The sequence below is a fragment of the Lentilactobacillus hilgardii DSM 20176 = ATCC 8290 genome (genome assembly GCF_000159315.1).
GTDB classification, from domain to species: Bacteria; Bacillota; Bacilli; order Lactobacillales; family Lactobacillaceae; genus Lentilactobacillus; species Lentilactobacillus hilgardii.
Genome location: NZ_GG669993.1, coordinates 294,380 through 310,402 on the forward strand (window position 1 = coordinate 294,380; position 16,023 = coordinate 310,402).

The window sequence follows — 16,023 nt, forward strand, 5'->3', positions numbered from 1 at the left end:
ATCCAGGTCAAAAGTTGAAGGTTAAATAAGTCTGCCAAGGCTTATTTTTCTTGTCATAATATTAATACTGGACTTATTAGCTAAATTTATTAAAATTAAATGCGGGTATCGGTGATGTTAACCGAAAACCGTTTTAACTAAATTCAAGACAAGTTAGGAATGTAATGATGCATAAAAATGGATTACAAGTAGCAATTGATGGACCAGCTTCTGCTGGTAAAAGTACGGTTGCCAAACTCGTGGCAAAACAATTTAATTATATTTATTGTGATACCGGCGCAATGTATCGAGCAGTCACTTTAAAAACAATCCGCAGTGGGATTTCTTTGGACAATGAAAAGGAGATCTCAGCTATTGTTCGGAATTCAAAAATTACGTTTGCACCGGATGAAAACGGACAAAAGGTTTTCATCGACGGCGATGAAATTACACAAGACATTCGTTCAGAAAATGTTACAAATTCAGTTTCTGCTGTTGCAGCAATCGCTGATGTCCGAAAGCAACTCAGTGCTCAGCAACAAGAAATCGCCAAAGATGGCGGTATTGTGATGGATGGCAGAGACATCGGAACTGCCGTTTTACCTCGGGCTGAGGTGAAAATTTTCTTGATAGCCAGTGTGGAAGAACGTGCCAAAAGGCGGTACAAAGAAAACATCCAAAAGGGAATTAATACGCCACTTGAAGAACTACAGTTAGAAATCGAAGCGAGAGACTACAAAGATTCTCATCGCAAGATTTCTCCGCTTACAAAAGCTGATGATGCGACAGAGATTGATACAACAGCACTTTCAATTGAAAAAGTGGTTTCAGAAATTGCAAAAGTGATTAATTTGAAATTGAATCTTAACTAATTGGTCAATTAACTGGTAATATGAGTGAATTTAAGATAAAATTATGATTAGAGTTGTTTCAAGGAGGAATTGTTTGATGAGTGAAAATGCAAATAATGATAAAAACGATCTATTGAACGCTTTAAATAGCGTTAGTGAAGTTAACGTAGGTGACGTTGTCACCGGTGAAGTCCTTGCGAAGGATGATGAGCAACAATTGATCGTTGGGATTGACGATACAGGTGTTGAAGGTGTTGTTCCTCAACGTGAATTGTCATCTTCCCAAAATTTTGATGATATCAAGCAAGGCGATAAGCTTCAGTTGGTAGTTACATCAAGAATCGGTAGCGATAAAGAGGGCGGCAGCTTTCTACTTTCATCACGTCGGTTAGAAGCACGTAAGGTTTGGGATGAGTTGGCTGAAAAGTCAAAGAACGGTGAAACAATTACCGCTAAAGTTTCTCAAGCAGTTAAAGGTGGATTGGTCGTTGATGCTGGCGTTCGTGGATTTATTCCTGCATCAATGATCTCAGACCATTATGTTGAAGATCTCAACCAATTCAAGAATCAAGAACTTGAATTAAAGATTATTGAAATTGATCCAGTTGCAAACCGTTTAATTCTTTCACACAAAGCAATTCTTCAGGCTCAAAAAGCTGAAGAACGTGAAAAGTTAATGGATACTCTTCACGAAGGTGACATTGTTGAAGGTAAAGTTGCTCGTTTAACCAATTTTGGCGCATTTGTTGATTTAGGTGGCATGGACGGATTAGTTCATGTTTCCCAAATCGCTTATGAACGAGTTGAGAAGCCTTCAGATGTTCTTAAAGTTGGTCAAGAAGTTAAGGTTAAAGTATTGTCAGTTGACTTTGATCGTAACCGTATTTCACTTTCCATCAAACAAACTCTTCCAGAACCTTGGGACGGAATCGAAGAAAAAGCACCTGCTGGCAGCGTTCTTGAAGGAACCGTTAAGCGTTTAGTTGATTTTGGTGCCTTCGTCGAAGTATTTCCTGGTGTTGAAGGCCTTGTCCACATTTCACAGATTGCTCATGAACATATTGCTACACCGGGTGATGTTCTAAAAGTTGGTGAAAAGATTAAGGTTAAGGTTCTCGATGTTGATCCTGATCGAAAGCGTTTAGCACTTTCGATCAAAGCTTTGACTGATAAGCCAAAGGAATCTTCTTCATCATCGAAGAGTTCAAACAGACGACCATCAACAAATGTCGATAATAATTCTAGAAACAATGCGCCTGATGAAGAAACCGGCTTTACGTTTGGTGATATCATTGGTAACGAATTGAAAAAGAATTCTGACGACGATAACAATAACTAAAAAACAGTTTTTACTGTTTTGTGAGGGAGGTCGAGACAACGCGTCATCGTTTGTCTCTGACCTCTTTCTTTATGCTTTAAATGAAAAATAAAGGAGGCTTTCATAATGGCTATGCCAACGGTTGCGTTTATTGGACGCCCAAATGTTGGAAAATCAACCATTTTTAATCGAATTGCCGGAGACCGGATTTCGATTGTTGAAGATACACCGGGCGTGACTCGAGATCGAATCTATACTCACGCAGAATGGTTAGCAAATGAATTTGCTATGATTGATACTGGTGGTATTCAAATTAGCGATGCACCTTTCAACACACAAATTAAAAATCAAGCCGAGATTGCAATTGAAGAAGCTGACGTGATTGTATTTATTGTCAGTGCCAAAGAAGGCTTAACCAGTGATGATGAGCAGGTAGCTAAAATTCTTTATCGAAGTGACAAACCAGTCGTTTTAGCAGTTAATAAAGCAGATAATCCAGATGCTCGTGAAGATATTTACGATTTTTACGCACTTGGTTTTGGTGACCCAATGCCGATTTCAGGTGTCCATGGAACTGGGATTGGTGATTTGCTTGACAAAATTGTCGAAAAATTCCCAAAAGAAACTGGGAATGTGCCCAACGACGATATTCGCTTCAGTATTATTGGTCGGCCAAACGTTGGAAAATCTTCTCTGGTAAATGCTATTCTCGGTGAAAATAGAGTGATTGTTTCCGATGTTGCCGGTACAACCCGTGATGCAATCGATACACGGTTTGAGGCAGACAACATCAAGTTTACAATGGTTGATACAGCCGGAATCCGTAAACGAGGCAAGGTATACGAGAATACCGAACGCTACAGTGTCATGCGGGCAATGAAAGCTATTGACCAAAGTGACGTTATTTTGTTTGTTATCAATGCTGAAGGAGGCATTCGTGAACAGGATAAAAAAGTTGCCGGTTATGCTCATGAAGCTGGAAAGGCAATTATTACCGTTGTTAATAAGTGGGATACGCTAAAGAAAACGAATCATACACAGCAGGATTTCGAAACTTTAATTCGAAATGAGTTCCAGTATATGGCTTATTCACCAATCATCTTCGTATCTGCTAAAACAAAACAGAGAATTGAGCAGTTACCGGCTCTTATCAAACGGGTTTATGACAATCATGAAAAACGTGTCCAATCCTCTGCTCTTAACGATGTGATTATGGATGCGGTCGCTGTTCATCCAACACCAACGGTTAATGGCAAAAGGCTGCGTATTTATTATGCAACTCAGGTTGTCTCTGGACCGCCAACCTTTGTTGTCTTCGTCAACAATCCGGATTTAATGCATTTTTCTTATGTCCGATTCCTGGAAAATCAAATTCGTGATAATTTTGATTTTAGCGGAACGCCGATTCGGATTATTAAAAGAAGCCGAAAATAAGCTTCTCACTAATTTCTTACTTTGTGAAGCTTTCGAAAGCATTGATTTCAAAGGCATCCGAACAATTTTATCCATCTCAATCACAAACTGCCGATTGCTTGGAGATTTCCGAATTAAAAGGTTGGAAAAAGGGACCAAAGTTCGCGAATAACAAAGGTTTTGTTAGAATATCACGACTTGATTTCTTAAAAAAAAGAGTCAAAATTGTTAAAACTCGGTGATTTCAATAGTAAATTAGATAAAAACATTGCAATGACGGCATTCTTCTGCTATATTTGAAAAAGAAATGATGCTTCAACTGCGTCGTTTTAGCAATTCTGATTCCAACGAATCAAGTTTGTGATGTTTTACATACCTATCTTTGAGGGAGGTGAATACACTCATGGCAAACAAAGCAGAATTAGTAACTAACGTCGCCACAGAAACTGGCTTGACTAAGAAAGATGCTACAGCAGCTGTGGATGCAGTATTTGATTCAATCCAAGCTAGCTTGGCAAAAGGCGAAAAGGTTCAATTGATCGGCTTCGGTAACTTCGAAGTACGTCAACGTGCAGCTCGTAAGGGTCGCAACCCACAAACAGGTCAAGAAATTCAAATTCCTGCAAGCAAGGTACCAGCTTTTAAACCTGGTAAGGCGCTTAAGGATGCTGTTAAATAGTATTCATCTGTTAAGTCAGAACGGCAATTGTCGGACTGGCTTTTTTGTTACTATTTGTTACCAATGGAGGAATTTTATGAGTTATTCACAAACTGCATTAGATCAGCTCGAACGAGGTCAACTTGACGAGTTTGAGCAATCTTTTAAAAAAGCATTAACAAACGATTCTGACGACATATTATATTCGTTGGCCGAGGAACTGTATTCGTTGGGATTTTCCAACTATTCCAAGACAATTTATGAACAACTACTAACCAAATTTCCCGATGATGATTCAATTAAAATCAATTTAGCAGAATTAGCCATTGATGTGGATAACGATGATTTGGCACTTAACTATCTCTCTCAGATTTCAGAGCAATCGGCCGAATACGTTCGCTCTTTGATGGTTTCAGCCGATTTATACCAGACTCAAGGTCTCTTTGACGTGAGTGAGCAAAAGCTCTTAGAAGCCCAGAGAATCGAACCTGATGAGCCTGTTATTTCGTTTGCACTCGCGGAATTTTACTTTAATACCCGAAATTATCGTAAGGCAATTAATCTATATCTTGATTTAATTAAATCAGGAACACTTGAACTATCTGCAGTAAATTTGGTTGAACGGTTGGGTGTGTCCTATGCTGAGATCGGTAAGTTTGAACAGGCGCTTGGCTACTTGGAACAAATTAAACCGGTTCATATGAATAGCGACGTCAAATTCGAACTTGCATTTACGTACTTTAATTTGAAAGACTATCAAAAAGCCGTTAAAGCCTTTACAGATTTACGAGATTCCGATCCACAATATAGTTCTCTGTATCCTTACCTGGCTGATTCATATGTTGAATTAAAACAAACAGATTATGCACTTAAAACCATTCAAGAAGGCATTTCCATCGACCAATTTAATGAAAAAATTTGGCAAAAAGCCGGTCAGATTGCAACGATGGCTGGAGAGGATGAATTGGCACTAAAATACCTTAAAAAGGGCCATGAGATCGCGCCTGAGGATATGGAAATCCTTAATCTGATATCTGACTGGTATATTATCCATGAACAATACAAGGACAATCTGAAGCTTTTAGAGCCATTGGAAGAAGACCATGTCTTTGATGCACATTTGGCCTATAATCTGGCCCAATCATATCAAGATGCGGGTGAATTTAAAAAAGCCGCCAGTAATTACGAACTGGCAAGTCACGAATTAAATGATAATCCTGAGTTCTTAAAACATGCTGCGTTGTTTTATCGTGAAAACGGTCATGTAAAAGAAGAACGTCGCTATCTTAAACGTTATTTGGTGCTGGTGCCTAACGATATGGAAATGGCCTCGATGTATGAGGAAGATGAAAACGAAGATTATTAAACCTTACTTCAACAAATAGCCTCTTTAATTTCCGCGTACCGTTTCTAATTTAGAATATGATCAGATATTGCTTGGTGACACATGAGCTTTGATCTAGTCATCATAAAAAATGTGAGACAAGGGACAGAAAGTTGCCCTTTGTTTCACATTTTTGTCGGTTATCATTACGATCACAAAAAAAGGGGCCGAGGCAAAATTACTTTTGTCTCAGCCTCAAGTTATACATAGCTATTATAATATTTTGAATTTTTTAGGCCGCTTGTAAGTAAATCCCTCGCCAATTGCTTCGTTAACCTCCATAACCGATATAAAGGCTTCCTTGTCAATGGATTCAACAAGCTTTTTAAGCGTATGAAGTTCGCTTGGTGACACAACACAGTAAACGATATCTTTTCCTTTTCGTGAGTAACCGCCTTCAGCCTTTAAAAAGGTTGTCCCACGATTCAACTGTTCCATAATGGCTTCGGAAATGGTCGCAGACTGGTTACTGATAATTAAGATTCCCCGAGCAGCATAAGCACCTTGTTGTGTAAAATTAACAATCATTGAAAAAATCCATACATAAATCAATGTATAAGCCATTTGGCGAATATCCAGATAAATCAATGATGATAAAAGAACCAAGACGTCAATTGCCAGCAGTGTTTCCCCCATCTGAACACCCTTGAACCGTTCAAATAGGCGTGCAACAATATCTACGCCACCGGTCGTGCCGCCAAAACGGTATACAATCCCACAGCCAAAACCGCCAAATAGACCGGCTCCAAGGGCGGCAAGCAGTAAATCGTGTTGAATGTTAATTTCAATAGGAACTCGCTGCCAGATCCAAAGAAATATTGACAACATTGCGGTACCGTATAATGTGTAAAACATGTCTTTTTTACCTAAATAGCGATAGCCGATTGCGAATAAAGGAATATTGACCAGAATAGTGGAATAGGCTGGATCCATATGGAAAAGAGCCCTCAAAATCAAAGTAATACCGGTTACGCCACCATCTGCAAGATGATTATAAATATTAAAAAATACAATTCCAAACGAATAAATAGCTGAGCCAAGTGCAATGACAACCAAATCAACGACCGAAATATCCAGCTGGAATTTCTTCTTTTTTTGTGCCATATTTTCCCTCCAATATGATTTTTATGTCTTTCAGTTTGCTTTAAAAAGTCGAACATAATAACAAACACTTATCATAGCAAGGTATCTGTATAAAAGGCAATCTTTTTGACAAACTTTTTTCATGTTCAAATTTCTGTTAGAATTGTTTGGTAAATAAATACAAGATGGATGGCGATACTGTGCAAATAAAAAACATGCCAAGTGAATTTGAGAAAGCACTGCCAATCCTGCGAAAAATCGAAGCAGCAGGGTATGAAGCATATTTTGTGGGTGGTTCTGTAAGGGATACAATATTACAGCGGCCAATTCATGATGTTGATATTGCAACAAGTGCTTATCCAAGTGAGGTAAAGAGTCTTTTCAAAAGAACGGCCGATACCGGAATTGAACATGGAACCGTGATGATTTTGGATCATGGGACAGGATATGAAGTAACAACTTTCAGAACGGAATCCGGCTATCAGGATTATCGTCGTCCGGATAAGGTTACTTTCGTCAGATCACTAAAAGAAGATTTAAAACGACGGGATTTTACAATTAATGCATTAGCATTAAGCGAGAACGGTAAAATAACCGACTTGTTTGGTGGCTTGAATGATATGAGCAAAAAAATTATTCGAGCAGTAGGTGATCCAGAAGAACGTTTTAATGAAGATGCACTGCGAATGATGCGTGCAGTCCGTTTTGCCAGTCAATTAGACTTTAAAATCGAACAGCAAACATTAACCGGCATTTATGATCACAGTGAGTTACTGAAAAAAATTGCAGTGGAACGAATTCATTCGGAGTTTGTCAAAATGATGCTAGGTGTTGACGCTAAAAATGGTTTGAACTTAATGATAAAAAGCCAGCTATATCAATTTGTGCCAGATTTTTCCGAACATTTGACAGTACTTCAAAAGATTGTCGCTACTCATTTTGATTTGGATAACGAAGTTCAGGTTTGGGCATTGTTTACATCAATGTTTCAGTTCAATCGTGATCAGGTGATCTCTTTTTTAAAAAGATGGAAGACGGCCAATAAAATAATTAATGATGTTATACTTACAACTGAATTGATTTTTCAGATTAAGTCCCATAAAGTTGGCAATCTCGAATTATATAAAGCTGGAAAGCAAAATGTTCAAAATGCTGTTGCAATTATTTCCAACTATACAGATTTTGATTCAGCAAAATTGATTAAGGCCTATGATCAATTGCCGATTACGACCAAAAAGCAACTCAACGTTACCGGTGGTGACTTAATTAAGCGGGGGATTTTAAATCCGGGTCCAAAGTTGGGAGAAACGCTGGAGGCATTGGAAAAAGCAGTCATACTTGGTAAAATAAACAATCAGGATTCAGAACTAATTGCTGCGGCAATGGCATTAAATAAGGAATGATTAGTGAATGGAAACAATGCGAGTAGAAGGGCTGACAAAAACATATGGTGAAAAAACACTGTTTGACAGCCTTGATTTTTTAATTAACGAACAAGACCGGATTGGCTTGATTGGCACAAACGGAACTGGGAAAACATCGTTGCTAAATGCTATTTCAGGCCACGATCATGATTCAACTGGAGACATTATTACCTCTAGATCCTATACAATCGGTTATTTGACCCAGAATCCCAAATTGGATGATCGTTTATCAATCATGGATGCTGTTTTCTCCGGATCCCAAAAGGTTTACCAAACTATCCGAAATTATGAATCTGCCTTGGATAAATACTCAAAGTATCCAGAAGATCAGGATGCCTTGAAGCGGTTTACGAAGGCTGAAGCCAAGATGAACGAAGACGATGCTTGGAATGCACAAAGTGATGTCGAAACAATTTTAAGTCAATTAAAAATTACCGACTATCAGCAAAAGGTCGCTGAACTTTCAGGAGGTCAGCGCCGCCGAGTGGGCTTGGCACAAGTGCTTATCCAGTCACCTGATCTGTTGTTACTTGATGAACCAACCAACCATCTGGATTTTGATTCAATTGAATGGCTGGAAAAGTATTTAGCCGGTTACAAGGGTGCATTAATTGTTGTTACCCATGACCGTTACTTTCTCGATCGGGTTGCAAATAAAATCTGGGAACTTTCTTTTGGCAAGCTCTATCAATACGAAGGAAATTACCAAGATTATGTTGAACAAAAGGCAACTCGCGTGCAGGGCGCTATTGAATCGCAACACAAAACGCAACAACTATATAAATCTGAACTGGCATGGATGAAAACAGGAGCCAAGGCGCGCTCAACCAAGCAACAGGCCCGGATTAACCGATTTAACGATTTAAAGAAAAACGTTAATACGCTTCAAGTTGATCAGGATGTTGATATTTCTCTGGGTCAAACCCGACTTGGCAAGGAAGTTATTAACATTAAAGATGCCGACCTGGCTATCGATAACCAAACTATCCTAAAGAACTTTAATTTACTGGTTCAACCAAATGAACGAATCGGGATCAGCGGGGAAAACGGTGCCGGCAAAACGACACTTTTAAACGTGATCGCAGGACGAAAAAAGTTGGATTCGGGTATCATAAAAATTGGTGAAACGGTTAAATTAGCCTATTATACACAACTGACCGAACCAATTCCGGATGATAAACGAATGATCACCTATCTAAGCGAAGTTGGTCAACAAGTGACCGATAAAAACGGCCAGAAAATAAGTGTTGCCGAACTTTTGGAACAATTTCTTTTTTCAAGATTTATGCACGGTACGCTGATTCGTAAATTGTCCGGTGGTGAAAAACGGCGCTTGTATTTATTGAAATTACTGATGCAACAACCTAATGTTTTGTTGTTGGATGAGCCGACAAATGATTTAGATATTGCCACCTTAACGGTTTTGGAAGATTATATTTCTAAATTTCAGGGAACCGTTATTACCGTTTCCCATGATCGCTACTTCCTGGATAAAGTTGCGGATTGCTTATTGATCTTTAAGGGGAACGGTGTAATTGAAGAACACCGGGGTCGGTTTACGGATTATCTAAAGGCTGCGGAAGCTCAGTCTGCAAAACAAACGGCTGAAAAAAATCGCGTCAAAAAGAAATCATCCCCTCAGACAACTGAGCAGCAAGAACAAGCAAGTCAGTCAAAAAAGAAAAAACTCACTTATGCAGAAGAAATCGAATATTCCCATCTCGAAGATGATATTGATAAATTAGAATCTCAAAAGTCTTCCGTTGATGAGCAAATGCAACAAAGTGGTGATGACTACGATAAGTTGGCTGATTTACAACAGAAAAAAGACGATCTGGATTCACAAATTGACAAAAAAATGAAACGTTGGGAATATTTAAGCGATTACGCTGAATCATAATCTGAGGAGGACATCATGATGTTGGAAGATGCTTATTTAAACTTAGAAAAATATGTTCTTGAAAACGGCCATAAGAAGCCTGATCGAACCCATACCGGGACAATTAGTACATTTGGATACCAAATGCGGTTCGACCTTTCAAAGGGATTTCCATTACTAACAACCAAAAAAGTCCCTTTTGGGTTAATTAAAAGCGAATTATTGTGGTTTTTGCGTGGTGATACAAATATCAAATTTTTGTTGCAGCATAAGAATCATATTTGGGATGAATGGGCTTTTGAAAAATATGTTAAGTCCAATGATTATATTGGCCCGGACATGACTAACTTTTCCCATCGTGCACAGGAAAATCCTGATTTTAATGACCTTTATCAGGAACAAAAGAAACGCTTTTGTCAATTGGTGCTTGATGATGATACCTTTGCTCAAAAATATGGAGACCTCGGCTTGGTATACGGCAGTCAATGGCGAGCTTGGAAAACGTCGACAGGTGAAACAATCGATCAGATCCAAAACGTGATCGATATGATTAAAACCCACCCAGACTCCAGACGTCTCATTGTGTCTGCCTGGAACCCGGAAGATGTGCCGACTATGGCATTGCCACCCTGTCACACAATGTTTCAATTCTACGTTAACGATGGCAAACTCAGTTGTCAGTTGTATCAGCGTTCCGGTGATATTTTCCTTGGGATACCATTTAATATTGCCAGCTATGCCCTTCTAACATCTTTAATTGCCCGTGAATGTAATTTACAACCCGGTGAGTTTGTTCATACGCTTGGTGACGCACACATCTATTTGAATCATGTTAAACAGGTAAAGGAGCAATTGAGTCGAAAGCCCCACGATGCACCTCAACTGTGGTTGAATCCAGAAAAGAAACACTTAAGTGATTTTAATATGACCGATATCAAAGTAAAAAACTATGACCCTTATCCATCAATCAAAGCCCCGGTTGCCGTTTAAGACTGTAGTGGGCTAATCATTTTAAAAGTCGGAGGAAAGCAATGATTTCTTATATTTGGGCGGAAGATGAAAACGGCTTAATAGGTGCGTCAGGTAATTTACCGTGGCATTTACCTGATGACATGGCATTCTTTAAAAAAACGACGATGGGTCACCCAATTATTTCCGGCGCCCGTACTTTTCGAAGTTATAATCGGCCGCTACCGGGGAGGCAAAATATTGTCCTTTCCCGTCATGGAGACTTTCCAGATGGGGTATTGGTTATTTCATCAGTAGAACAGCTCTGTGAATTAGTTGACAAGAATCCGAAGGAAAATTATTTTGTCACGGGAGGAGCTAACCTATTTGGCCAGTTACTGGATAAGGTCGATCGACTTTACAGAACAAAGATTCATCATCAATTTACAGGTGACACCTATATGCCCGAAATCAAGTATGCCCAGTTTAATCAAGTGACATCAATTGACGGCATCGTTGATGAAAGGAACCGCTACCCACACACATTTGAAGTATTTGAGCGGATTCAATAGTAGGCATTCCTGCAAAGGCTATGTTTGTTTTGGAAAAACTTTGATATAATTGTAGCTGGTTAATTTCAAAATTTTAGATAATTATTTGAAGAAACGAGTGGCGCTAATGGCAAACGTGAAGATTGTAACAGATTCGTCCGCGCAGCTTACAGACGATGAAATAAGTAAATATGGCATTACCGTTGTTCCATTAACTGTGATGATCGATAATACAGTTTATGTGGAACGCGATACAATTAATAATGAAACTTTTGTTCCCAAGATGTTGGCCGCAAAGGATTTACCTAAAACCAGTCAGCCACCAGTTGGCAAATTTGTTGAAACTTTCAATAAACTTGGCGAAGATGGCAGTCAAATCTTATGTCTTAATATGCTCGAGGCAATTAGCGGCACTATCCATGCTGCTGAACAAGCAGCAACAATTAGTACAAGCGATGTAACGGTTGTCGATAGCCAAAGTACGGACAGGGGGTTGGCTTTCCAAGTCCTTGAAGCAGCCGAATTGGCTCAACAAGGTGCCGACATGCAAACTATTCTTAATAAGATTACAAAAGTCCGCGAAAACACCAGACTGTATTTGTGTGTGATGACATTGGACAATATTGTTAAGGGTGGTCGTCTTCATCCTGTTGCGGGAGCAATTACCAATTTTTTGAACATTAAGTTAGGGCTTCAGGTGACCGGCGGCAAACTGAAAATCGTTTCCAAGGGCCGGGGAGATAAATCTCTCCGTAAGTTCTTCGGACGAATTTTGGAAGATATGAAGAATACACCTGCACTAAAGAAAATTGGTATTTCCTATGTAACTGAAACCAATGTGCTCAAAGAGACCATGACTAAACTTAAAGAAGAGTTTCCGGATGTTCCTCTTTTATATCGGGTAACTTCACCGATTATCTCGACGCATACGGGTGAAGGTGCTTTTGCATTGATCTATTATAGTGATCCTGATTAAAACAGATTTGATAGTGCTGAAGGGCTGGGACAAAACTGATATTGTTTTGTCAACAACCCTTTTTGTGTTAGTGTGTGTAAAGTGTAGAAAGGTAGTCAAGCAGGTGATTGATTGAAACATCAAAAAAAACGGTCAAAAAGTAAACTGATTATTTGGAGTATCCTAATTTTAATTTTCGTTACAGTAGGTGTGTTTTGGGCGGTCGGTCATTTAGACTCCAACCAGCCGACTAAGCCCAAAACAGTCCGGCTCACAGCAATTGGTGATTCGCTAACATATGGCGTGGGTGATTCTTCCGGTAAGGGTGGTTATACAAACTTAATTCGAAAAAAAGTGAACCGAAGCCAGCACAATGTTGTTATGACGACCTCAAACTTTGGCATTTCAGGTGAAACAACCGATCAAATTAATCATCGGGTTATCACATCAAAAAAATTGCAGGCCAGCATTAAACAAGCTGATGTCATTACAGTTACTACCGGCGGAAACGATATGTTGCACTTTTTAAAGAGTAACATTGGTATCCAAAACGATAAATTACTGTCTCAACAGCTCAAAAAGTATTCGTTGGTTTATCAAAAGCGGGTGACGAGATTGCTGGAGAGTATTCGCCATTTAAACAAGCACGTTCAGTTGTTTGTCTTCGGAATTTATAATCCGGTTTACGTTTACTTCCCACAGGTATCGTTTATTAGTCGGTCTATTCAGGTCAATAATCAGATCACTAAACGGGTCGTTTTGGGTCAGTCCAACGTTCATTTTATTCCAATTGACAAAAAGCTTTCAGATGGTCAGTATCAAACTGCCCAGTCCAGGGCAAAATTAAGAAAACAGACAACCGTATTTAATCATAGTGATATGGCTGCCGGAGAGCTGGAAAAAATGTTGGGTGGTCAATCAACCGAATCAAATAAATATCTTTCTGACGAAGATCATTTTCATCCTAATAAACTCGGCTACGGGATTATGACTAATTTACTGTATAAAGAAATGCGCCAATATCTTAATTGGCTTAAGGAGTGATTAACATCAACAATCAACGAATGGGTCATCAACCAAAGAGAAGAAACCCTTGGAAAATGGCCTTTTTTACTATCATTGGATTAATTGTAATTGGCTTTTGCGGCTTTTTTATTGCCATTCACTTATCTTCTAATGAAACCATTTCAACCAAACAACCAACAACGTCTGATGAACGGTCGGTTTCAGTTTCACTGAATAAAGCACAATTAAATAATTTGTCTCAGTATTATTTAAATAAGGTTCAAACTCAAAATAATGGGCAAACCAAATATCATTTCGAAGTTGCTAATCAAGGAATTGTTTACGGTTCAATTAAATTATTGGGATCAGACGTCGACTACTCCATGTTTTTTACACCAAAAGTTTTGGCTAATGGGAATGTGGAATTACATGCCACGAAAATGTCATTGGGAAAATTCCCAGTACCAATCAGTTTTGTTCTCCTTAATGTTAAACATGCCTATAAATTGCCCAAATGGGTCAAACTGATTCCTGATAAGAAAATGATTGAGCTTGATATCGTTCATATGAATGGCAACCGTGGTTTGAATTATCGTGCTCGACAGATCAACTTAAACGGAAAAGGAAAATTCGCCTTTGACATCATTTTGCCAAAGGAAGCTCAAGGTGACTAATATGCTAAAAACTTTTTATCAATTTTTAATGACCAAGCGTAATCCAGGCAGTAGTGAACCAATTGCGGAATTTGCAAACAACGCATTTTATGATCAATCTTTTCCAAAACAGTTGACTGATTTTGATTCCTTATCAAAATATCTCGAAGAAAATGCTGATTATCTGCCAAGTATGGAAATCTTCGATGACGTTTGGAAACAATACGAGGAAGATATGTAAAGGAAGTGACAATATGGCTGTTACAATCCAGTGGTTTCCCGGACATATGGCAAAAGCCATTCGACAATTCGAAGAAAATATCGGCTTGGTTGATATTGTTTTCGAAGTTATCGATGCTCGAATTCCATATGCGTCACAAAACCCGGAAGTTGCCAGAATTACCGGTGAAAAACCGCATCTTTTCATTTTAACCAAAAAAGATTTAGCGGATCCGCGATTAACACAACGCTGGCTTGATTCCTTTAAATCGAAAGGACAACCGGCAATTGCAGTAGATGCAAAAACAAAATTTAATATTGGAAATGTGCTATCAGTCATTTCACCGCTATTAAGTGAAAAGTTAGCTCGAGAGGAACAAAAGGGCATGAAAAAACGTCCAATTCGTGCAATTAGCGTAGGCGTTCCTAACGTTGGAAAATCTACTGTACTTAATCGCTTGGTTAATAGGCGCGCCGCTCAAGTCGGTAATCGCCCGGGCGTTACCAAAGGCCAACAATGGTTGAAGGCTGGAAAAGAACTTGAGCTGCTAGATACCCCTGGAATTCTCTGGCCTAAATTCGAAAGCCAGGAAACAGCAAACAAATTAGCACTGACAGGCGCTATTAAAGACAGCGTCTTTGCCAGTGATGACATCGCCTTATTTGGGTTAAATCATTTTCGGGAAACAAATCCGGGCCAATTAAAAGAACGCTACCGACTTTCAGACAGCGACTTTGATTTATCTGATGTCGATTTATTACTTGTCATTACCGAAAAAATCGGCATGCGTGATGATTATGAACGGGCATCCAATCGCATCATCCAAGATATCCGAGGCAATAAACTTGGACGATTTACTCTGGATGATCCGGAGAAAGTTAATCAAAATGACGAAACAGACCATTAATCAGATTAAAGAAAAGCTGGCATTAATCAATAATTTGGATGACACTGTATTTAAAACACTTTCAGATGATCCACGAAAGGGCGTTCAACATTTGCTTCAGACGGCCACTGCTCGGATCAAAAAAAGGCAATTGGAAAAAGCTGAATTTCAAAGTCGTTTTAAATACGAACGGTCTTTCTGGCATCGTGGTGTTAACTATGTTGCCGGTGTGGACGAAGTAGGCCGTGGTCCCTTAGCTGGTCCCGTCGTAGCCTGTGCAACTATTCTGCCTCGAGATTTTGATTTGATTCAGGTCAATGACTCCAAGCAGTTAACACCCGAAATAAGGGCACGACTGGCGCCCCAAATTAAGAGGGAAGCAATCAGCATTGGTCTTGGACTAGTTGATAACAAAGGGATCGATAGGTTAAATATTTATGAAGCGACACGGGTTGCGATGAAACAGGCCGTTAATAATCTAACTCAACAACCGGACGAGATTATTGTAGATGCCATGCAAATTCCTGTTCCGATTCATCAAACCCGGTTGATTAAGGGGGATGCCAAAAGCATCAGTGTTTCTGCTGCCAGTATCGTTGCAAAAGTCTATCGGGATAACTTAATGGACCAATATGCACAACAGTATCCGGAATATGACTTTAGACATAATGCAGGATATGGAACAACTAAACATTTATCCGCCTTGAAAAAATACGGTGCGACTCCGATTCATCGAAAAACATTTGCGCCCATTAAAAATTTCTTGTAGATAAGTCTTCTTTTTTTTCGTAAGTATTCTTAAAGGGGATGGAACAT

The 16,023-nt window shown here is 39.1% G+C and carries 16 protein-coding genes; 15 read left to right on the forward strand and 1 reads right to left on the reverse strand.

Annotated elements, in window-relative coordinates; genetic code table 11:
* Positions 1–167: 167 nt before the first annotated feature.
* The 5 genes from cmk to HMPREF0519_RS05530 all read left to right on the forward strand — a co-directional run bounded on the left by cmk (position 168) and on the right by HMPREF0519_RS05530 (position 5,585).
* Complete coding sequence (gene cmk, locus HMPREF0519_RS05505; protein WP_375711573.1) at positions 168–851, forward strand: (d)CMP kinase; 684 nt, start codon at positions 168–170, stop codon at positions 849–851.
* A gap of 76 nt (positions 852–927) precedes the next feature.
* Positions 928–2,169 (forward strand): 30S ribosomal protein S1, encoded by a 1,242-nt coding sequence (rpsA, locus tag HMPREF0519_RS05510; protein WP_003560369.1) that lies wholly within the window; start codon positions 928–930, stop codon positions 2,167–2,169.
* 105 nt (positions 2,170–2,274) lie between these two features.
* Entirely contained in the window at positions 2,275–3,582 is a 1,308-nt protein-coding gene (der, locus tag HMPREF0519_RS05515) for a ribosome biogenesis GTPase Der (RefSeq protein WP_004561470.1), read from the forward strand.
* A gap of 382 nt (positions 3,583–3,964) precedes the next feature.
* Positions 3,965–4,240: a non-specific DNA-binding protein Hbs gene (gene hbs, locus HMPREF0519_RS05525; protein WP_003553941.1), complete on the forward strand. Its 276-nt coding sequence runs from the start codon at positions 3,965–3,967 to the stop codon at positions 4,238–4,240.
* 76 nt (positions 4,241–4,316) lie between these two features.
* Positions 4,317–5,585, forward strand: a complete 1,269-nt coding sequence (locus HMPREF0519_RS05530) for a tetratricopeptide repeat protein (RefSeq protein ID WP_190870494.1) — start codon at positions 4,317–4,319, stop codon at positions 5,583–5,585.
* Between the two features lie 231 nt (positions 5,586–5,816).
* On the opposite strand, the gene HMPREF0519_RS05535 is transcribed toward HMPREF0519_RS05530, so the two are convergent.
* Positions 5,817–6,707, reverse strand: a complete 891-nt coding sequence (locus HMPREF0519_RS05535) for a YitT family protein (protein ID WP_004561473.1) — start codon at positions 6,705–6,707, stop codon at positions 5,817–5,819.
* Positions 6,708–6,871: 164 nt separating this feature from the next.
* On the opposite strand from HMPREF0519_RS05535, the gene HMPREF0519_RS05540 reads away from it, so the two are divergent.
* The 10 genes from HMPREF0519_RS05540 (at position 6,872) to rnhB (ending at position 15,976) form a co-directional block, all read left to right on the forward strand.
* Positions 6,872–8,089, forward strand: a complete 1,218-nt coding sequence (locus HMPREF0519_RS05540) for a CCA tRNA nucleotidyltransferase (RefSeq protein ID WP_003560377.1) — start codon at positions 6,872–6,874, stop codon at positions 8,087–8,089.
* Between the two features lie 7 nt (positions 8,090–8,096).
* Positions 8,097–10,010: an ABC-F family ATP-binding cassette domain-containing protein gene (locus tag HMPREF0519_RS05545; protein ID WP_004561474.1), complete on the forward strand. Its 1,914-nt coding sequence runs from the start codon at positions 8,097–8,099 to the stop codon at positions 10,008–10,010.
* An 18-nt stretch (positions 10,011–10,028) separates the two neighbouring features.
* The gene (locus HMPREF0519_RS05550) at positions 10,029–10,979 is read left to right on the forward strand and encodes a thymidylate synthase (RefSeq protein WP_040472725.1); all 951 of its coding nucleotides are present in this window, start codon (positions 10,029–10,031) and stop codon (positions 10,977–10,979) included.
* Positions 10,980–11,020: 41 nt separating this feature from the next.
* Positions 11,021–11,509, forward strand: coding sequence for a dihydrofolate reductase (locus HMPREF0519_RS05555; RefSeq protein ID WP_004561476.1), 489 nt, complete (start codon positions 11,021–11,023; stop codon positions 11,507–11,509).
* A 106-nt stretch (positions 11,510–11,615) separates the two neighbouring features.
* The gene (locus tag HMPREF0519_RS05560; RefSeq protein ID WP_003560385.1) at positions 11,616–12,464 is read left to right on the forward strand and encodes a DegV family protein; all 849 of its coding nucleotides are present in this window, start codon (positions 11,616–11,618) and stop codon (positions 12,462–12,464) included.
* 111 nt (positions 12,465–12,575) lie between these two features.
* Complete coding sequence (locus tag HMPREF0519_RS05565) at positions 12,576–13,487, forward strand: DUF459 domain-containing protein (RefSeq protein WP_003560389.1); 912 nt, start codon at positions 12,576–12,578, stop codon at positions 13,485–13,487.
* Positions 13,488–13,543: 56 nt separating this feature from the next.
* Positions 13,544–14,122, forward strand: coding sequence for a YpmS family protein (locus HMPREF0519_RS05570; protein WP_225428927.1), 579 nt, complete (start codon positions 13,544–13,546; stop codon positions 14,120–14,122).
* A 1-nt stretch (position 14,123) separates the two neighbouring features.
* On the forward strand, positions 14,124–14,342 hold the full coding sequence (locus HMPREF0519_RS05575) for a YozE family protein (protein WP_004561478.1): 219 nt from the start codon (positions 14,124–14,126) through the stop codon (positions 14,340–14,342).
* Between the two features lie 13 nt (positions 14,343–14,355).
* Complete coding sequence (gene ylqF / locus HMPREF0519_RS05580) at positions 14,356–15,228, forward strand: ribosome biogenesis GTPase YlqF (RefSeq protein WP_003560393.1); 873 nt, start codon at positions 14,356–14,358, stop codon at positions 15,226–15,228.
* Positions 15,209–15,976, forward strand: coding sequence for a ribonuclease HII (gene rnhB, locus HMPREF0519_RS05585; protein ID WP_004561480.1), 768 nt, complete (start codon positions 15,209–15,211; stop codon positions 15,974–15,976). Before ylqF ends, rnhB begins: the two co-directional genes overlap by 20 nt.
* Positions 15,977–16,023: the final 47 nt, after the last annotated feature.